Origin of the sequence: Streptomyces sp. NPDC046939, from assembly GCF_040644575.1 — a bacterium.
Taxonomy (GTDB): Bacteria; Actinomycetota; Actinomycetes; order Streptomycetales; family Streptomycetaceae; genus Streptomyces.
This window is the reverse complement of the sequence record NZ_JBEYWV010000028.1, coordinates 68,112-85,620: the sequence shown is the minus strand read 5'-3', so window position 1 is coordinate 85,620 and position 17,509 is coordinate 68,112. Positions and strand designations below refer to the sequence as shown.

Here is a 17,509-nt window from a genome sequence, read left to right as displayed (position 1 = left end):
TTCACGACGAATTTGATCGATCAAAATTCTTGATGCCGTGCGCCTGACAGCCGGAAATCGAGTGCGGTACAGCGTCTGCCTGCCGAAACCGTGCGCACCGCCTGCCCTAGAGCCTTGCGTGAACCGACGAGAACCACCAGCTTCTTCGCACGGGTCACCGCCGTGTAGAGGAGGTTCCGCTGGAGCATCATCCAGGCGCCGGTGGTGACCGGGATCACGACACACGGGTACTCGCTGCCCTGCGAACGGTGGATCGTGACCGCGTACGCGTGCGTCAGCTCGTCCAGCTCGTCGAAGTCGTACGGCACCTCCTCGTCCTCGTCCGTCAGGACCGTCAGCCGCTGCTCGTCGGCGTCGAGGGCGGTGACGACGCCGACCGTGCCGTTGAAGACGCCGTTGGCGCCCTTCTCGTAGTTGTTCCGGATCTGAGTGACTTTGTCACCCACGCGGAAGACCCGGCCGCCGAACCGCTTCTCGGGCAGCTCCGGACGGCCCGGGGTGATCATCTGCTGGAGCAGCCCGTTGAGCGTGCCCGCGCCCGCCGGGCCGCGGTGCATCGGGGCGAGCACCTGCACGTCGCGGCGCGGGTCGAGGCCGAATTTGGCGGGGATGCGCCGCGCGGCGACGTCGACGGTGAGCCGCCCGGCCTCCTCCGTGTCCTCTTCGACGAAGAGAAAGAAGTCCTTGAGCCCCTGAGTGAGCGGCGGGGTGCCCGCATTGATCCGGTGGGCGTTGGTGACGACGCCGGACTCCTGCGCCTGCCGGAAGATCCGGGTCAGGCGCACGGCGGGGACGGGGCTGCCCTCGGCCAGCATGTCGCGCAGCACCTCGCCCGCGCCGACGCTCGGCAACTGGTCCACGTCACCGACGAAGAGCAGATGGGCGCCGGGCGGGACCGCCTTGACCAGCTTGTTGGCGAGGAGCAGATCGAGCATGGACGCCTCGTCGACCACGACCAGATCGGCGTCGAGCGGCCGGTCCTTGTCGTACGCGGCGTCGCCGCCCGGCTTCAGCTCCAGGAGGCGGTGGACCGTGGAGGCGTCGGCGCCGGTCAGCTCGGCGAGGCGCTTGGCGGCCCGCCCCGTCGGTGCGGCGAGCACCACCTTCGCCTTCTTGGCGCGGGCCAGCTCGACGATGGACCGCACGGTGAACGACTTTCCGCAGCCGGGCCCGCCGGTCAGCACCGCGACCTTGCGGGTCAGCGCCAGCTTGACGGCCTCCTCCTGCTCGGGGGCGAGGTCGGCCCCCGTACGGCCGGCGAGCCACGCCAGGGCCTTGTCCCAGACCACGTCCTGGAAGGCGGGCATCCGGTCCTGCTCGGTGCGCAGGAGCCGGTTGAGCTGGGCGGAGAGGGAGACTTCCGCGCGGTGGAAAGGGACGAGGTAGATCGCGGTGACCGGCTCGCCGTGCTCGCCGGGCACCTGTTCCCGTACGACGCCGGGCTCGCCGGAGTCCTCGTCCGGGAGCGCCAGCTCGGCCAGGCACTCGATGACGAGGCCGGTGTCGACCTGGAGCAGCTTGACGGCGTCGGCGATCAGCCGCTCCTCGGGCAGGAAGCAGTGCCCTTGGTCGGTGGACTGCGACAAGGCGTACTGGAGCCCGGCTTTGACACGCTCGGGGCTGTCGTGCGGGATGCCGACGGACTGGGCGATGCGGTCGGCGGTGAGGAAGCCGATGCCCCACACGTCGGAGGCGAGGCGGTACGGCTGGTTCTTCACGACGCCGATCGACGCGTCCCCGTACTTCTTGTAGATGCGCACGGCGATGGAGGTGGACACCCCGACGCTCTGGAGAAAGACCATCACCTCCTTGATCGCCTTCTGCTCCTCCCAGGCGTCGGCGATCTTCTTGGTGCGCTTGGGGCCCAGGCCCGGCACCTCGATGAGCCGCTTCGGCTCCTTCTCGATGATGTCGAGCGTGTCCAGGCCGAAGTGCTGGGTGATGCGGTCGGCGAAGACGGGACCGATGCCCTTGACCAGTCCTGACCCGAGGTAGCGGCGGATGCCCTGGATGGTGGCGGGCAGGACGGTCGTGTAGTTCTCCACGGTGAACTGCTTGCCGTACTGGGGGTGCGAGCCCCAGCGCCCCTCCATCCGCAACGACTCCCCCGCCTGCGCGCCGAGCAGCGAACCGACGACGGTCAGCAGATCGCCGCCGCCTCTGCCGGTGTCGACGCGGGCGACGGTGTAACCCGTCTCTTCGTTCGCGTACGTGACGCGCTCGAGAACCCCTTCTAGTACCGCCATGGGCCGGGCGCCGCCCTGGCCACCCTGCGCCTGCTGCTTCGCCATGATCCGACGGTATCGGTGGGGTACGACAACGGGGCACCGGGCGGGTTTTTTCGGGGGCGGCCTAGGGTGCGGGGATGGGTGAGACGAGCGGGTCCGGGGTGACGGGCGGGGGGCCGGTGCCGGTGCCGGTGCCGGTGAGTGTGCGGCGGTTGCTGCCCGATCTGTTGACGGCGGTGGCGCCTGTGGTGGGTGAGCGGGTGGTGGGGGTGTGGCTGTACGGGTCAGCGGTCACGGGGGCGTTCGAGCGGGGGGTGAGCGATGTGGACGTGCTGGTGGGGGTGCAGGGCTCCGAACTCGGTTTTGGTGTCGGCGAGTTGCGGGGTGTCGAGTCGCGGGTCTTGCGGGCACACCCGGCGTTCCGGGACCGGCTGGACCTGACGTTCGCGCCGACGGCCGCGCTGGCGGGCGGCTTGCTCGACCCCCTCCTGATCCTCTCCCCCGGCGAACCTCCCCACCACGCGCGCGTGCTGCCCCGCTGGGCACTGACCCGGACGCTGGTCCGCGAGACGGGCCTGACACTGGCGGGCCGCCCGGCAAGGGAGGCGCTGGCCGCGGCCGACCCGGGGGAACTGCGGACGGCCCTGATCGACACCGTCGCGGGGTTGCGGGACTGGGCGCCGCAGGTACGGCACCGGGGCGGCCACGCGTACGTGATCCTGACGGCGTGCCGGGCTCTACGGGCGCTGACGACGGGCGAGTTGGCGGACAAGGCGCAGGCGGCGCAATGGACGGCCGAACGCTGGCCCCGCTTCCGGCCGCTCCTGGAGGCGGCGCTGGCGTGGCGCAGAACGCAGGCGGTACGGGACGAGACGCCGGTCCCGGGGGAACTGGTGGTGCTGCGGGCCGAGTTGCTGGACTTGGTGGCGGCGACGGCGGGCGCGGCGCAGGCGGGGCCGACCGGGCAAGTGGGTAACTGAGGTCTGCGGCCATCCGGGGGCACGGGCCGATGACACGGGGGCCGGACGCGGCGTAAGCCCGATACGTCAAGGGCCGGTCAACTCCCACCCTGGAGCGGGCATGGTTCACGGCACCCAGGTGGCGTGCTCCATCGCACGGCTCCCGTGCCACCGCCAAAGCGGAGCCGACCGACAGAGCCCCTGGCAGGACTCGAACCTGCGGCCAAGACGCCGGTGTACCGCGAACCAAGATCACAAAAAGCCCCATATACAGGGCTGACTTACCTCGTCGCGACGCGCACCGTTGCCGTAGCGAGGCTGGGTATTGGTGTCACCACATTGGAACTCCTGTCGATCGACAGGGTGTAGGGCGTTGAAGCGACCACTTGGGTACTGACCCCGGCCCTCATACGCAGAACTCTGGTGGAACCACAGGACGCGGGAGGTCTGATGGCCAGTCACTGGGGCCGCAACAACCCCGAGCATTTACCGATTGATCGGGATCTCGTAGACGATCTCGCAAAGCGCTGTCGGCACCACGATGTCCGCCGTCTCGACCGGGCGTCCCTGGTCGCTGTAGTAGGTCCGCCGGATGTGGCTCACCAGTGCGGCCTTCTGGATGCCCAGCAGCGACGCCTCCTCGGCCGTTGCTGTGCGTGGCTCCGGCTGCTCCACCGCGTGGCTGATCGTGACCCCGATCGCCGCCATCCGGTTCACGACTCCCGCTCCCGCGTGCGGCCCGCCCTCGGGGAGAACGACGAGGGTGCCGCCGGTGAGGTCGTACGGTTCCCAACTCGTCGACAACTGAACCGGCTTGCCGTCGGCCAGGAACTCGTACGTGGTGCGGACGCACAGGTCTCCCTCGGCAAGACCGAGCCGGGCAGCGATGTCCGCCGGTGCCGGCACCTTCGCGTCGGTCCGGCTCTCCCAGTCACCATGCCTGCCGACAGCCTGCATGTCGGCACGGAACGACGGCCCTCCGGGCTGCTCGCGAGCCGACGACCGGACGACCCGCACCCGCCGCCGAGGCTCCGCCACGTAAGTGCCGGAGCCCGCACGCCCCTCAAGCACCCCCTGGGAGATCAACAGCTCCTGTGCCCGCCGGACCACGTTCTCCCCGACCCCGCACTCCTGCCCGATCTGCGCGCGGGAGGGCAGGCGGTCGCCGGGCTCCCACACGCGCTCAGCGATCCGCTGCCGCAGTTCGTCGGCGATGCGGAGGTAGGGCGGCCGCTCAGGCATGTGGCAAATCCAGTCCACTAGATCTAATCCAGTAAACACAGATTCGGGATCGAGGAGTTACGGCTGTCGAGGCGCGGATCCTTCGGGCGCGCCCTGGATTCCGGGATCGGCTCGACCTGGCCACGGCGGAACTGGCAGACAAGGCGCAGGCGGCGCAGTGGACGGCTGAACGCTGGTCCGTTTCCGGCCCTTCCGGGAGGCTGCGCCGACGTGGCGCAGGACGCAAGCGGCGCGGGGCAGACGGAGCGCCCGTGTGGTGGGGAAAGTGGCGAACCTTCTCGGTGTAGCGGCGGTCACTCGACTCGCCGACCGCGTCGGGCTCAGACCTTGATGACGGTGACACGCGCCCCGCACAGGGCGGCGAGATCGTCGGGGTCCGAGGTCAGGATGGTGGCGGGTCCGGGGGCAGCCAGGGCAGTGGCGCCGAGTATGGCGTCAATGGCGTACTTGTGCCCTTGCAGCCCTACGTCTGCCAGGAGTTCGGCGGCTCGGCGGGCGATCGGTTCGGTCACCGGCTCGACGATCAGGCGGGACAGCGTCCATTTCAGAGCCGGCCGGTTGATGTGGGGATGGACCACCTCTACGAGAGTGGCGGCGGAGGTGATCACACGGAGGTCATCGGCGCGGGCCAGGGCGAGCCACGCCGTGACCGCCCGGTCGCGCATGACGGCCTTGGCCAGCCCCTCGCTGTCCAGGACGAGGGTGCCACCGGGGGCCGCGGGTGGGCGGTTCATGCGGCGTCGGCCCCGCTGCGATCCTGCTCCTGCCGTGCCTGGTGAAGCTGATCGCGCAGCGCCTGGATCTCGTCGTCCGTGATGGTTCCGTGTTCGGCTTCGGCGACCTGGATGAGTTCGTTGAGGTTGTCGCGCTCGATCTGGCGGGCGACGGCCGCAGCAACGTAGGCGGAAAGGCCGGAGGGGCCGCTGCGGGACCGGGCGGCTTCCGCGATGTCGCGTGGCATCGTGATCGAGTACTTGCCAGTAGGCTCGCTCATGCCACCTACCCTACCGCGCATCCTCCTCCAGGCACATGGCTTGTCGCAGCACAAGCTCTCCTGGACGCGGCCTGACGAAGGCGCCCGTTCGGGGCGTGGTGTGGATCACATCCTCACCCCGATGATTTCCGCGCAGGCCGCTGGTCATACCCGGTGACACCATCCGCACCCCGGACGACAGGAACGCCGCCATGACCGCCACCACCAAGGGCCCTGCCAGCTACTTCCCCTCCATCGAGAAGAAGTACGGGCAGCCCGTCTCGTACTGGCAGGAGATCATTCGGGCCTCCCCGCTCACCAAGCACATGGAGCTGGTCAACTGGCTCAAGGCCGAGCACGGGCTCGGGCACGGGCATGCCAATGCGCTGGTCGCGTACACGCTCGCGGAGGGGCGGGGCAAGTAACACCCCGAGCGGTCAGATGCCGCCCATCGGCTTCATGTCGACCTTCACCGGCGTGCCCCACACCCGCACGACCTCGTAGTCCGTGAACTCGTGCACCAGGCGGTACGCCATCGCCGCGTCCGGGCGGCGGCGCTGGGCCGCCAGGTAGAGGTCCGCCTCGCGGCGGTCGTGGCGCGGGGTGCCGCACAACTGCCAGACCTGGCCGTTCCACATCTCCGGGATCCAGCGCTGCTGGGGCTGGGGGCGGTCCTCGCGGGTGCCGTAGCGGGACATCACCGGCTGCTCGTCGGCGCGGCGGGGGGCAGGGCCGCCGCCGTACTCCGCGCGGCGCGCCTGGCGGCGGCGTGTCTCGCAGAGCAGGCACAGGTCGGGCGCCGACTCGTCGACCGCGCCCTGCGGGTGCTCGGGGCAGCGGGTCGTCGGCGCCGAACCCGTGACCGTGTCGTCGAGCAGTTCGAGCGCCCTCTTCACGTCACCGCGCACCTCGTGCAGCTTGGCGTCCGAGGTGTCGCCGGTCAGCGCTTCCCCGTGCTCCCCGAGCAGGCGCAGGGCGCGGCCGAGTGCGGTGAGCTGCGCGTGGTTCACGGTCCTGGTCTCCGTTCGTAGCAGGGTCTCGTACCTCTCAACCCCTTCCCCCAGCCTCGCATGCCCCACTGACAGCGTGGCCCACTGACAGCGAGCCCCGCGCCACCGTCGCCCGGTCACGATCCGGTCACGACAACCGGAATCCCTCTTGCCATCCAGCCATGTAATCGATTCCAATCCTCCGAGTGAGTCGATGTAATCGATTCCACGCACGTTTCCATGCAAGCCACAAGGAGGTGGCCGGCACGATGGCGAGCATCAAGGATGTCGCGGCTGCGGCCGGGGTCTCCGTTGCCACGGTGTCCCGGGTTCTCAACGATCACCCGTCCGTCAGCCCGGACGCGCGGACCCGCGTCATGGCCGCCGTGGACGCGCTCGGGTACCGGCCCAACGCCGTCGCCCGTTCCCTGCGCACCGACCAGACCCGCACGCTCGGCCTGGTCATCAGCGACGTGCTGAACCCTTACTTCACCGAGCTGGCCCGCTCCGTCGAGGAGGAGGCCCGCGCCCTCGGGTACAGCGTGATCATCGGCAACGCCGACGAGCGGCCCGACCTGCAGGATCATCACGTACGGACCCTGCTCGACCGGCGGATCGACGGGCTGCTCGTCTCCCCCACCGACGGCGGCTCCCCGCTGATGCTGGACGCGGCCAGGAGCGGCACCCCGATGGTCTTCGTCGACCGGTGGATCCAGGGGGTCGACGTGCCCGTCGTGCGGTCGGACGGGCGGGGCGCCATCCGGGATCTCGTCGCGCATCTGTACCGGCTCGGGCACCGTCGGCTCGCCATCATCGCGGGCCCCGCCGCCACCACGACGGGCAGTGAGCGCGTCGCCGCGTTCCGGGACGCGCTCGCCTCGTACGCGATCGAGCTGCCGGACGCCTACATAGGGCAGGGCGACTTCCAGGCGGACAGCGGGCGCCGCGTGACCGACGGATTCCTCGATCTGCCCGAGCCGCCGGAAGTCGTGTTCGCCGCCGACAACCTCATGGCGCTCGGCGCCCTCGACTCCGTCCGCGCGCGCGGGCTGCGCGTCCCCGAGGACATCGCGCTCGCCGCGTTCGACGACATCCCCTGGTTCGTGCACACCGATCCGCCGGTCACCGCGATCGCCCAGCCGACCAAGGAGCTGGGGCGGGCCGCCGTACGCGCCCTCGTGGACCGCATCGAGGGGCGGGCGGCCGACTCCCTCACGCTCCCCGCCCACCTCGTCGTACGGCACTCGTGCGGAGAGCCGCGTACCGCGAACAAGACACACAAGCCAGAACCGCCCACCTCAACGGAGAGGAGCACCCGGTGAGCAACCCGGACGAGTTGCTGCGTATCGAAGGGATACGGAAGACCTTCCCCGGCGTGGTCGCGCTCGACAGCGTCGACTTCGATCTGCGCCGGGGCGAGGTGCATGTCCTGCTCGGGGAGAACGGGGCCGGCAAGAGCACGCTGATCAAGATGCTCTCCGGCGCCTACACCCCCGACGCCGGCCGCGTCACCGTCGGCGGCGAGCAGGTCCGTATCCATGGTGCGCAGGACGCCGAACGGCTCGGCATCGCCACGATCTATCAGGAGTTCAATCTCGTTCCTGATCTGACCGTGGCCGAGAACATCTTCCTGGGGCGCCAGCCGCGCCGCTTCGGTCTCATCGACCGCAAGAAGATGGACGCCGACGCCGAGGCGCTCCTCGCGCGCGTGGGCGTGAATGTCTCGCCACGCGCGCGTGTCCGCGAACTGGGCATCGCCCGGCTCCAGATGGTGGAGATCGCGAAGGCGCTCAGCCTGGACGCCCGTGTGCTGATCATGGACGAGCCGACCGCCGTGCTCACCTCCGAGGAGGTGGAGAAGCTCTTCGCGATCGTGCGGGCGCTGCGCGAGGACGGTGTCGGCATCGTCTTCATCACGCACCACCTGGAGGAGATCGCCGCTCTCGGCGACCGGGTCACCGTCATTCGCGACGGGCGCAGTGTGGGGCAGGTGCCCGCCTCCACGCCCGAGGACGAGCTGGTACGGCTCATGGTGGGGCGCTCCATCGAGCAGCAGTATCCGCGTGAGCGGCCGGAGACCGGCGCCGCGCTCCTCAAGGTCGAGGGGCTCAGCCGCGACGGTGTCTTCCATGACGTGAGCTTCGAGGTGCGGGCCGGTGAGGTCGTCGGCATCGCCGGGCTCGTCGGCGCGGGGCGGACGGAGGTCGTCCGGGCCGTCTTCGGGGCCGATCCGTACGACAAGGGCAGTGTCGAGGTCGGTGGCAACCGTCTTCCCCGGCATGACGTCAACGCCGCCATGGCCGCCGGGGTCGGGCTCGTGCCTGAGGACCGCAAGGGGCAGGGGCTCGTCCTCGATCAGTCGGTCGAGGAGAATCTCGGACTCGTCACCATGCGGACCGCGTCCCGCGGCGGGTTCGTCGACCTCAAGGGGCAGCACGCCGCCGCCGAGCGGATCGCCGGGCAGCTCGGCGTGCGCATGGCCGGGCTCGGCCAGCACGTGCGCACCCTGTCCGGCGGCAACCAGCAGAAGGTCGTCATCGGCAAGTGGCTGCTCGCCGACGTCAAGGTGCTGATCCTCGACGAGCCGACGCGCGGCATCGACGTCGGCGCCAAGGTCGAGATCTACCAGCTCATCAACGAGCTGACCGCCGCCGGACACGCCGTCCTGATGATCTCCAGCGACCTGCCCGAAGTGCTCGGCATGAGTGACCGGGTGCTCGTGATGGCTCAAGGGCGCATCGCCGGTGAACTCGCCGCCGAGGACGCCACCCAGGACTCCGTGATGGCGCTCGCCGTCAGCAACCAGCAGCACAGCGCCTTCGAGGAGGAGGGCTCCCGTGACCACTGACACGCTCAAGAAGACACAGGCCAAGAACGGCGGGAGCCTGCTGCGGCTGCTCCTCGACAACGGCGCGCTGACCGCGCTCGTCGTCCTCGTCATCGTGATGTCGCTGCTCTCCGGCGACTTCCTGACCACCACCAACCTGCTGAACGTCGGCGTGCAGGCGGCCGTGACCGCCATCCTCGCGTTCGGTGTCACCTTCGTCATCGTCTCGGCGGGCATCGATCTGTCCGTCGGCTCGGTCGCCGCGCTGTCCGCGACCGTCCTCGCCTGGGCCGCCACGAACGAGGGCGTGCCGGTCGTCATAGCCGTGCTCCTCGCCGTCGTCACCGGTGTGGCCTGCGGACTCGTCAACGGCGCGCTCATCTCGTACGGGAAGCTGCCGCCGTTCATCGCGACGCTCGCGATGCTGTCGGTCGGGCGCGGGCTCTCGCTCGTGATCTCGCAGGGCAGCCCGATCCCGTTCCCCGACTCGGTCTCGCACCTCGGTGACACGCTCGGCGGCTGGCTGCCGGTGCCGGTCATCGTGATGGTCGTCGTCGGGCTGATCACCGCCGTGGTTCTCGGGCGTACGTTCATCGGGCGCTCCATGTACGCCATCGGCGGCAACGAGGAAGCCGCCCGGCTCTCCGGGCTGCGCGTCAAGCGGCAGAAGCTCGTCATCTACGGGCTGTCCGGGCTCTTCGCGGCCGTCGCCGGTATCGTCCTCGCCTCGCGTCTCTCCTCCGCGCAGCCGCAGGCCGCGCAGGGGTACGAGCTGGACGCCATCGCCGCCGTCGTCATCGGCGGTGCCTCGCTCGCGGGCGGTACGGGCAAGGCGTCGGGCACGTTCATCGGCGCGCTGATCCTCGCTGTCCTGCGCAACGGGCTCAACCTGCTCTCCGTCTCCGCGTTCTGGCAGCAGGTCGTCATCGGCGTCGTCATCGCGCTCGCGGTGCTGCTCGACACGGTGCGCCGCAAGGCCGGGGCCACGCCGACCGCCGCCGGGGCCGGGGCCGGTGGCCCCAAGCAGAAGATGCAGTACCTCATCGCGGCCGTCGTCGCGGCGGCGATCGTCGGCGGGCTCGCGCTGTGGAACAACGGCTCGTCCTCCGACTCCAAGAAGGACCTGAAGCTGGGCATGGCCGTCTCCACGCTCAACAACCCGTTCTTCACCGAGATGCGGGCGGGCGCTCAGGCCGAGGCGAAGAAGCAGGGCGTGAAGCTGACCGTCACCGACGCGCAGAACGACGCCTCGCAGCAGGCCAACCAGGTGCAGAACTTCACCAGCACCGGCCTTGGCGCCGTCATCGTCAACCCGGTCGACTCCGACGCCATCGGCCCCGCCGTGCGCGGCGCCAACGACGCCGACATCCCCGTCGTCGCCGCCGACCGTGGCGTGAACAAGGCGAGGACGGCGACGCTCGTCGCCTCCGACAACGTGGCGGGCGGCAAGCAGGCCGCGCGGACCCTCGCCGGGAAGCTCGGCGGCAAGGGCACCATCGTGATCCTCCAGGGCCAGGCCGGTACGTCCGCCAGCCGTGAGCGCGGCGCGGGCTTCGCCGCCGGGCTCAAGGAGTTCCCGGGCATCAAGGTGGCCGCCAAGCAGCCCGCGGACTTCGACCGCACCAAGGGCCTGGACGTCATGACGAACCTGCTCCAGTCGCACCCCGACATCGACGGTGTCTTCGCCGAGAACGACGAGATGGCGCTCGGCGCGGTCAAGGCGCTCGGCTCCAAGGCCGGCAAGTCGGTCGCCGTCGTCGGCTTCGACGGCACCCCGGACGGCTTCAAGGCGGTGAAGGCGGGCACGCTCTACGCCTCCGTCGCCCAGCAGCCGCGCGAGCTGGGCAGGATGGCCGTGCAGAACGCGATCCGCGCCGCCCAGGACAAGAAGATCGCGGACGCGGTGAAGGTGCCGGTGAAGGTCGTCACCGCGAAGAACATCGGCGACTTCCAGTGATGTCCGTACGGCCCGTGACGTTCTCGTAGCCTTTGCGGTGACGTACGAAGAAAGGCACAGCATGAACACGTACGACCTGCTCGTCGTCGGGTCGGCCAACGCCGACCTGGTGGTGGGCGTCGACCGCCGCCCGGCCGCCGGGGAGACCGTCCTCGGCTCCGACCTGGTCGTCCACCCGGGCGGCAAGGGCGCCAACCAGGCGGTCGCCGCCGCCAAGCTCGGCGCGCGCACGGCGCTGCTCGCGCGGGTCGGCGACGACGGGCACGGCACGCTGCTGCGGGAGTCGATGGAGTCGGCGGGCGTCGACACGTCCGGCGTGCTCGTCGGCGGGGCGCCGACCGGCGTCGCGCTGATCACCGTCGACCCGTCCGGGGACAACAGCATCGTGGTGTCGCCGGGGGCGAACGGGCGGCTCACGCCGGACGACGTACGGGCGGCCGGTGAGCTGTTCGCCGGGGCCCGGGTCGTGTCGACGCTCCTGGAGATCCCGCTTGAGACGGTCGCGGAGGTCGCGCGGAGTGTGGCGGAGGGGGCGCGGCTCGTGCTCAACCCGTCGCCGCCCGCCCCGCTGCCCGACGAGGTCCTCGCGGCCTGCGACCCCCTCATCGTCAACGAGCACGAGGCCCGCGTCGTCCTCGGCAAGGACACCGAGGGCAAGGAGGCCGAGGGCGAGAACATCGAGGGCGCGCCCGAGGACTGGGCGCGGGCTCTCCTCGCGCTCGGCCCGCGCTCGGTCGTCATCACGCTCGGCGCGGAGGGTGCGCTGGTCGCGGACGCGTCGGGCTCGTCGCGGGTGGCGTCGGTGAAGGTGAAGGCCGTGGACACGACGGGCGCCGGTGACGCCTTCACCGCCGCGCTCGCCTGGCGCCTCGGCACCGGTGCGTCGCTGGCCGAGGCCGCCGCCTACGCGGCCCGGGTCGGCGCCGCCGCCGTCACCAAGGAGGGCGCGCAGGTGTCCTACCCGACGGCCGACGAGGTCGCCGCGCTGTGAAGAAGTCCGGCATCCTCAACCGTCATCTGGCGGGCGCCACAGCCGAGTTGGGGCACGGTGACGGCGTGCTCATATGCGACGCCGGAATGCCGATCCCGGCCGGGCCGCGCGTCGTCGACCTCGCCTTCCGGGCCGGGGTGCCGTCGTTCGCTGAGGTCGTGGACGGGCTCCTCGACGAGCTGGTGGTCGAGGCGGGGACGGCGGCGCACGAGGTGCGGACCGCGAATCCGGCGGCGGCCGAACTGCTCCGTGAACGGGTGCCGTCCCTCGGCTTCGTCCCGCACGAGGAGCTGAAGTCGCTGTCGGCGGGCGCGCGCCTGATCGTACGGACCGGGGAGGCGCGGCCGTACGCGAACGTGCTGCTGCGCTGCGGCGTCTTCTTCTGACCCCGCCCTCCGGAGACCACGCTCCAGAAGCTGGTCAAATGCCCGAGGGGCCCGGTGCGACGACCGGGCCCCTCGGGCCTTCCCCTCCTGCGCCGGGACTTCCTCGATCCCCCCAGATCCCCCTCCGGAAATCCCGACGCACGCTAGACCCACGACATGCGGGAAAGGTTGCACGCATCCGGAGCGTTTTCTTCCCGGGATTTTCAGAGCACCTGAAAAGCGCTGTTCAGCAGGCGTGTTCCGTGAACCGTCGCACCGTCTCCGCGAGGACTTCGCGTCCGTCCCGTGCCCACAGCCCGTCGTTGAACAGCTCCACCTCGATGGGTCCGGCGTACCCCTGCTGCTCGACGAGGCCGCGCCAGTACCGCAGGTCGACCGATCCGTCGCCGAGCTGGCCGCGCCCGTTGAGCACGCCCTCGGGCAGCGGCGTCGTCCAGTCCGCCAACTGGAACGTGGCGATGCGGCCCTGCGCCCCGGCCCGCGCGATCTGCTCGGGCGCCCGGTCGTCCCACCAGACGTGGTACGTGTCCACGCAGACGCCGACCTGATGCGCGGGGAAGCGTTCGGCGATGTCCAGGGCCTGGGCGAGCGTCGAGACGACGCAGCGGTCGGCGGCGAACATCGGGTGCAGCGGCTCGATCGCGAGCCGTACCCCGTGGTCGGCGGCGTACGGGGCGAGTTCGGTGAGCGCGTCGGCGATCCGTTCCCGGGCGCCGGCGAGATCGTACGAACCGGCCGGAAGGCCGCCGGAGACGAGGACCAGGACGTCCGTGCCGAGGGTCACGGCCTCGGCAACAGCGCGCTTGTTGTCCTCGATCGCGCCCTTGCGCTCGGCCTCCTCGATGCCGGTGAGGAAGCCGCCCCGGCAGTGCGTGGAGACGGTGAGCCCGGCGTCCCTGAGCAGCTTGGCCGCCGCCTCGACGCCGTACGCCTGGACGGGCGCGCGCCAGGTGCCGACGTGCTGGACACCGAACTCCGCGCAGGCGGAGACGAGTTCCGGCAGGGCGAGCTGCTTCACCGTCATCTGGTTGAGGGAGAAGCGGGGGTCGGCGGCGGCGCTCATGACGTCACTCCGTACAGGGCGAGCAGGTTCTTCATGCGGGCCTCCGCGAGGTGCGGGTCCGGGAACAGGCCGAGCCCGTCGGCGAGTTCGTAGGCGCGCGCGAGGTGCGGGAGCGAGCGGGCCGACTGGAGGCCGCCGACCATCGCGAAGTGGTCCTGGTGGCCCGCGAGCCAGGCCAGCAGGACGACGCCGGTCTTGTAGAAGCGGGTCGGGGCCTGGAAGAGGTGGCGGGACAGTTCGACGGTCGGGTCGAGGAGGGCGCGGAAGCCCTTCTCGTCGCCGGTGTCGAGCACCCGGACGGCCTGTGCGGCGAGTGGGCCAAGGGGGTCGAAGATGCCGAGCAGGGCGTGGCTGAAGCCGCGCTCGTCGCCCGCGATGAGTTCGGGGTAGTGGAAGTCGTCGCCGGTGTAGCAGCGCACGCCGTCCGGGAGTCGGCGGCGCAGCTCCACCTCGCGGCGGGCGTCGAGCAGGGACACCTTGATGCCGTCGACCTTGTCCGGGTGGGCGGCGATGACCTCCAGGAACGTCTCGGTCGCGGCGTCGAGGTCGGCGGAGCCCCAGTAGCCGTCGAGCGCGGGGTCGAACATGGGGCCGAGCCAGTGCAGGACGACGGGTTCGGCGGCCTGGCGCAGGAGGTGACCGTAGACGTCGAGGTAGTCCTCGGGGCCCTTGGCGACGGCGGCGAGCGCGCGGGACGCCATGAGGATGGCCTGCGCGCCCGTGCTCTCGACGAGGGCGAGCTGTTCCTCGTAGGCGGCGCGCACGGTCGCCAAGTCAGTTGCTGCCGAAGGCAGTTGGTCGGTGCCGACGCCGCACGCGATGCGGCCCCCGACCGCCTTCGCCTCGGCGGCCGAGCGGCGGATGAGTTCGGCGGCGCCCGCCCAGTCCAGGCCCATGCCGCGCTGCGCGGTGTCCATCGCCTCGGCGACGCCGAGCCCGTGCGACCACAGGTGGCGGCGGAAGGCGAGGGTGGCGTCCCAGTCGACGGCGGCCGGGGAGTCGGGGGTGGTGTCGGCGAACGGGTCGGCGACGACGTGCGCGGCCGAGAAGACGACGCGGGAGGCGAGCGGCGCGCCCGTGTCGACGGCGAGGGGCGTGGCGCGGGGCTCGTAGAGGCGCAGGGCGCCGGTCGCGTCGGGAAGCCGGATCGTCACAGCGTGATCTCCGGAACCTCGACGCGGCGGCCCTCGGCGGACGACTTCAGGCCCAGCTCGGCGAGTTGGACGCCGCGCGCCCCGGCGAGGAGGTCCCAGTGGTAGGGCGCGTCGGCGTAGACGTGCTTGAGGAAGAGTTCCCACTGGGCCTTGAAGCCGTTGTCGAACTCGGCGTTGTCGGGCACCTCCTGCCACTGGTCGCGGAAGGAGTAGGTGGCGGGGACGTCCGGGTTCCAGACGGGCTTCGGGGTCGCGCTGCGGTGCTGGACGCGGCAGGTGCGCAGTCCGGCGACGGCGGAGCCCTCCGTGCCGTCGACCTGGAACTCGACCAGTTCGTCGCGGTTGACGCGGACGGCCCAGGAGGAGTTGATCTGGGCGATCGCGCCGCCGTCCAGTTCGAAGATCCCGTACGCGGCGTCGTCGGCGGTGGCGTCGTAGGGCTTGCCGTGCTCGTCCCAGCGCTGCGGGATGTGCGTGGTGATCAGCGCCTGGACGGAGGTGACGCGGCCGAACAGCTCGTGCAGCACGTACTCCCAGTGCGGGAACATGTCGACGGCGATGCCGCCACCGTCCTCGGCGCGGTAGTTCCAGGACGGGCGCTGCGCCTCCTGCCAGTCGCCCTCGAAGACCCAGTAGCCGAACTCGCCGCGCACGGACAGGATGCGGCCGAAGAAGCCGCCGTCGATGAGGCGCTTCAGCTTGAGCAGGCCCGGCAGGAAGATCTTGTCCTGGACGACGCCGGACTTCACGCCCGCCTCCTTGGCGAGGCGGGCCAGGTCGAGGGCGCCGGCGAGGCCGGTGGCGGTGGGCTTCTCGGTGTAGAGGTGCTTGCCCGCCGCGATGGCCTTCTTCAGCGCCTCCTCGCGGGCGGAGGTGACCTGCGCGTCGAAGTAGATGTCGACCGAGTCGTCGGCGAGGACGGCGTCGAGGTCGGTGGAGACGTTCTCCCGCGGCAGGCCGTGCCGTTCGGCGAGCGCGCGCAGGGCGTGTTCGCGGCGGCCGACGAGGACCGGCTCGGGCCACAGCGTCGTACCGTCGCCGAGGTCGAGTCCGCCCTGCTCGCGCAGGGCGAGGAGGGAGCGGACGAGGTGCTGGCGGTAGCCCATGCGCCCCGTCACGCCGTTCATGGCGATGCGCACCGTCTTGCGTGTCACGTGAGTCCCTTCGTCCTTCGCTACGGGGATGCAGGCCGCGCAAGCAATGTAGCAAGCGCTTTCTACCTAGAAAGAAGCTAGCCTCTGCACAGCCGCTCGGACAAGAGCGGGTACGAGACCGGGCGGCCCGACGCGGGCGCGGGCCCGGCCGCTGACGGAGGATGGTTCCGATGACCGTGACCCTGGCGGACGTGGCCGCCCGCGCGCAGGTGTCCCCCGCCACCGTGTCCCGCGTGCTGAACGGCAACTATCCGGTCGCCGCCGCCACACGCGAACGGGTGCTCAAGGCCGTGGACGAGCTGGACTACGTGCTCAACGGTCCGGCCAGTTCCCTCGCGGCGGCCACCTCCGACCTGGTCGGGGTTCTGGTCAACGACATCGCGGACCCGTTCTTCGGGATCATGGCGTCCGCCGTGCAGTCGGAGATCGTCGGGCCCGGCGGGCGGGCCGGCGGGGAGCGGCTCGCGGTGGTCTGCAACACGGGCGGTTCACCCGAACGGGAGCTGACGTACCTGACGCTGCTCCAGCGCCAGCGCGCGGCGGCGGTCGTCCTCACGGGCGGCGCGATCGAGAACGAGACGCATGTCGCCACCGTCGCGAACAAGCTGCGGCGGCTCTCGGAGGCGGGCACACGGGTCGTGCTGTGCGGGCGTCCTCCGGTGCCGGGCACGGACGCCTGCGCCCTCACGTTCGACAACCGGGGCGGCGCGCGACAGCTCACGCACCACCTGCTCACCCTGGGCCACCGCCGCATCGGCTACGTGGCGGGCCCCGAGGAGCGCACGACGACCCGCCACCGCCTGGAGGGCCACCGGGAGGCGCTGGCCGAGGCCGGGGTGACGGAGTCGGACGGCCTGGTGGCGCACGGCCCGTACGACCGCGCCGCCGGGTACGGGGCGACGGCGCGGCTGCTGCGCCAGGACCCGGGGCTCACGGCCGTGGTCGCGGCGAACGACACGATGGCGCTCGGCGCGTGCGCGGCGCTGCGCGAGGCGGGCCTGCGCATCCCCGAGGACGTGTCGGTGGCGGGCTTCGACGACCTGCCCTTCAGCGTGGACGCGGTCCCGGCGCTGACGACGGTCCGCCTCCCGCTGGCCGAGGCGGCGGCGCGGGCGGGCCGCATCGCCATGGGCCGGGAGGCGGAGCCGCCCAGCGGGGTGGACGTGGTGCGCGGTGAGCTGATGGTGCGCGGGTCGACGGCGGCGCCGCGTGAGCGGTGACACCGCCGGGCACCGGGGCCCCGTGCGGTGGACGGCCCCGGTCCTGGTGAACCGGGCGCTCGGGCTGCCCGCCCTGGCGCCGCTCGGGTGCGCGTGGTGGCTGGTGAGCGAGTGGCTGCCGATGGACTGCCACAGCACGGAGGAGGCCGCGTCGCCCGGGTTCGCGGGCGACTGCGACTACACCACGCTGGACCACGGCCCGGCGATGCTGTGGCTCACGGCCGTGTCCGCCCTGTTCGTCCTGGTCCTGGTCGTGCTCGCGAACCGGGGCTTCGCGCGGAAGGCGGACATCGGCCGCTCGGTGTGGACCCGGGCCGTCCCGTTCGTCCTGCTGCCGTTCGCCGTGTTGTGGACGCTGATGTGACA

General features: G+C 71.1%; 17 protein-coding genes. 9 read left to right on the top strand and 8 right to left on the bottom strand.

All coding sequences use genetic code 11. From position 1 onward, the window contains the following. Nucleotides 1-20 precede the first annotated feature (20 nt). On the bottom strand, nucleotides 21-2,291 hold the full coding sequence (locus ABZ877_RS27980; protein ID WP_361076190.1) for an ATP-dependent RecD-like DNA helicase: 2,271 nt from the start codon (nucleotides 2,289-2,291) through the stop codon (nucleotides 21-23). 74 nt (nucleotides 2,292-2,365) lie between these two features. On the opposite strand from ABZ877_RS27980, the gene ABZ877_RS27975 reads away from it, so the two are divergent. After that, complete coding sequence (locus ABZ877_RS27975; protein ID WP_361076188.1) at nucleotides 2,366-3,208, top strand: aminoglycoside adenylyltransferase domain-containing protein; 843 nt, start codon at nucleotides 2,366-2,368, stop codon at nucleotides 3,206-3,208. Nucleotides 3,209-3,673: 465 nt separating this feature from the next. Here ABZ877_RS27975 and ABZ877_RS27970 read toward each other — a convergent pair whose 3' ends face one another. The 3 genes from ABZ877_RS27970 to ABZ877_RS27960 all read right to left on the bottom strand — a co-directional run bounded on the left by ABZ877_RS27970 (nucleotide 3,674) and on the right by ABZ877_RS27960 (nucleotide 5,423). Continuing rightward, on the bottom strand, nucleotides 3,674-4,429 hold the full coding sequence (locus ABZ877_RS27970) for a GntR family transcriptional regulator (protein ID WP_361076184.1): 756 nt from the start codon (nucleotides 4,427-4,429) through the stop codon (nucleotides 3,674-3,676). Nucleotides 4,430-4,749: 320 nt separating this feature from the next. After that, entirely contained in the window at nucleotides 4,750-5,163 is a 414-nt protein-coding gene (locus ABZ877_RS27965; protein WP_361076181.1) for a PIN domain-containing protein, read from the bottom strand. Then, entirely contained in the window at nucleotides 5,160-5,423 is a 264-nt protein-coding gene (locus ABZ877_RS27960; protein WP_361076178.1) for a CopG family transcriptional regulator, read from the bottom strand. Before ABZ877_RS27960 ends, ABZ877_RS27965 begins: the two co-directional genes overlap by 4 nt. 191 nt (nucleotides 5,424-5,614) lie before the next feature. On the opposite strand from ABZ877_RS27960, the gene ABZ877_RS27955 reads away from it, so the two are divergent. Next, nucleotides 5,615-5,827, top strand: a complete 213-nt coding sequence (locus ABZ877_RS27955) for a DUF4287 domain-containing protein (protein WP_361076175.1) — start codon at nucleotides 5,615-5,617, stop codon at nucleotides 5,825-5,827. A gap of 12 nt (nucleotides 5,828-5,839) precedes the next feature. Here the strand turns inward: ABZ877_RS27955 and ABZ877_RS27950 are convergent, their stop codons facing one another. Further along, a complete protein-coding gene (locus tag ABZ877_RS27950; protein ID WP_361076172.1) occupies nucleotides 5,840-6,412 on the bottom strand; it encodes a hypothetical protein in 573 nt (190 codons plus the stop codon). 248 nt (nucleotides 6,413-6,660) lie between these two features. Between ABZ877_RS27950 and ABZ877_RS27945 the strand changes: the two genes are divergently transcribed. The 5 genes from ABZ877_RS27945 (at nucleotide 6,661) to rbsD (ending at nucleotide 12,552) form a co-directional block, all read left to right on the top strand. Further along, entirely contained in the window at nucleotides 6,661-7,713 is a 1,053-nt protein-coding gene (locus tag ABZ877_RS27945) for a LacI family DNA-binding transcriptional regulator (protein ID WP_361076169.1), read from the top strand. Next, on the top strand, nucleotides 7,710-9,239 hold the full coding sequence (locus ABZ877_RS27940) for a sugar ABC transporter ATP-binding protein (protein ID WP_361076166.1): 1,530 nt from the start codon (nucleotides 7,710-7,712) through the stop codon (nucleotides 9,237-9,239). The genes ABZ877_RS27945 and ABZ877_RS27940 overlap by 4 nt, the downstream gene beginning before the upstream one ends. Next, nucleotides 9,229-11,175, top strand: coding sequence for a substrate-binding domain-containing protein (locus ABZ877_RS27935; RefSeq protein WP_361076164.1), 1,947 nt, complete (start codon nucleotides 9,229-9,231; stop codon nucleotides 11,173-11,175). The genes ABZ877_RS27940 and ABZ877_RS27935 overlap by 11 nt, the downstream gene beginning before the upstream one ends. Nucleotides 11,176-11,236: 61 nt before the next feature. After that, complete coding sequence (locus tag ABZ877_RS27930; RefSeq protein ID WP_361076161.1) at nucleotides 11,237-12,166, top strand: ribokinase; 930 nt, start codon at nucleotides 11,237-11,239, stop codon at nucleotides 12,164-12,166. After that, entirely contained in the window at nucleotides 12,163-12,552 is a 390-nt protein-coding gene (gene rbsD, locus ABZ877_RS27925) for a D-ribose pyranase (RefSeq protein WP_361076159.1), read from the top strand. The genes ABZ877_RS27930 and rbsD overlap by 4 nt, the downstream gene beginning before the upstream one ends. 226 nt (nucleotides 12,553-12,778) lie before the next feature. On the opposite strand, the gene ABZ877_RS27920 is transcribed toward rbsD, so the two are convergent. The 3 genes from ABZ877_RS27920 to ABZ877_RS27910 are packed head-to-tail and all read right to left on the bottom strand — an operon-like array spanning nucleotide 12,779 to nucleotide 15,923. Continuing rightward, nucleotides 12,779-13,615 carry a sugar phosphate isomerase/epimerase family protein gene (locus tag ABZ877_RS27920; protein ID WP_361076156.1) on the bottom strand — a complete coding sequence of 279 codons (837 nt, stop codon included), beginning with the start codon at nucleotides 13,613-13,615 and terminating at the stop codon, nucleotides 12,779-12,781. After that, on the bottom strand, nucleotides 13,612-14,769 hold the full coding sequence (locus ABZ877_RS27915) for a dihydrodipicolinate synthase family protein (RefSeq protein WP_361076153.1): 1,158 nt from the start codon (nucleotides 14,767-14,769) through the stop codon (nucleotides 13,612-13,614). The genes ABZ877_RS27920 and ABZ877_RS27915 overlap by 4 nt, the downstream gene beginning before the upstream one ends. Beyond that, nucleotides 14,766-15,923, bottom strand: coding sequence for a Gfo/Idh/MocA family oxidoreductase (locus tag ABZ877_RS27910; RefSeq protein ID WP_361076151.1), 1,158 nt, complete (start codon nucleotides 15,921-15,923; stop codon nucleotides 14,766-14,768). The genes ABZ877_RS27915 and ABZ877_RS27910 overlap by 4 nt, the downstream gene beginning before the upstream one ends. A gap of 170 nt (nucleotides 15,924-16,093) precedes the next feature. Here ABZ877_RS27910 and ABZ877_RS27905 point away from each other — a divergent pair, with 170 nt between their 5' ends. Then, complete coding sequence (locus ABZ877_RS27905) at nucleotides 16,094-17,143, top strand: LacI family DNA-binding transcriptional regulator (RefSeq protein WP_361076148.1); 1,050 nt, start codon at nucleotides 16,094-16,096, stop codon at nucleotides 17,141-17,143. Then, on the top strand, nucleotides 17,133-17,507 hold the full coding sequence (locus ABZ877_RS27900; protein WP_361076145.1) for a hypothetical protein: 375 nt from the start codon (nucleotides 17,133-17,135) through the stop codon (nucleotides 17,505-17,507). Before ABZ877_RS27905 ends, ABZ877_RS27900 begins: the two co-directional genes overlap by 11 nt. The last annotated feature ends 2 nt before the right edge of the window (nucleotides 17,508-17,509 follow it).

What these genes read in the sequence shown, in the direction of transcription:
- ABZ877_RS27980 (WP_361076190.1), bottom strand. Translation starts at nt 2,291, where the DNA reads ATGGCGAAGCAGCAGGCGCAGGGTGGCCAGGGCGGCGCCCGGCCCATG.
- ABZ877_RS27975 (WP_361076188.1), top strand. Translation starts at nt 2,366, where the DNA reads ATGGGTGAGACGAGCGGGTCCGGGGTGACGGGCGGGGGGCCGGTGCCG.
- ABZ877_RS27970 (WP_361076184.1), bottom strand. Translation starts at nt 4,429, where the DNA reads ATGCCTGAGCGGCCGCCCTACCTCCGCATCGCCGACGAACTGCGGCAG.
- ABZ877_RS27965 (WP_361076181.1), bottom strand. Translation starts at nt 5,163, where the DNA reads ATGAACCGCCCACCCGCGGCCCCCGGTGGCACCCTCGTCCTGGACAGC.
- ABZ877_RS27960 (WP_361076178.1), bottom strand. Translation starts at nt 5,423, where the DNA reads ATGAGCGAGCCTACTGGCAAGTACTCGATCACGATGCCACGCGACATC.
- ABZ877_RS27955 (WP_361076175.1), top strand. Translation starts at nt 5,615, where the DNA reads ATGACCGCCACCACCAAGGGCCCTGCCAGCTACTTCCCCTCCATCGAG.
- ABZ877_RS27945 (WP_361076169.1), top strand. Translation starts at nt 6,661, where the DNA reads ATGGCGAGCATCAAGGATGTCGCGGCTGCGGCCGGGGTCTCCGTTGCC.
- ABZ877_RS27930 (WP_361076161.1), top strand. Translation starts at nt 11,237, where the DNA reads ATGAACACGTACGACCTGCTCGTCGTCGGGTCGGCCAACGCCGACCTG.
- ABZ877_RS27920 (WP_361076156.1), bottom strand. Translation starts at nt 13,615, where the DNA reads ATGAGCGCCGCCGCCGACCCCCGCTTCTCCCTCAACCAGATGACGGTG.
- ABZ877_RS27905 (WP_361076148.1), top strand. Translation starts at nt 16,094, where the DNA reads ATGACCGTGACCCTGGCGGACGTGGCCGCCCGCGCGCAGGTGTCCCCC.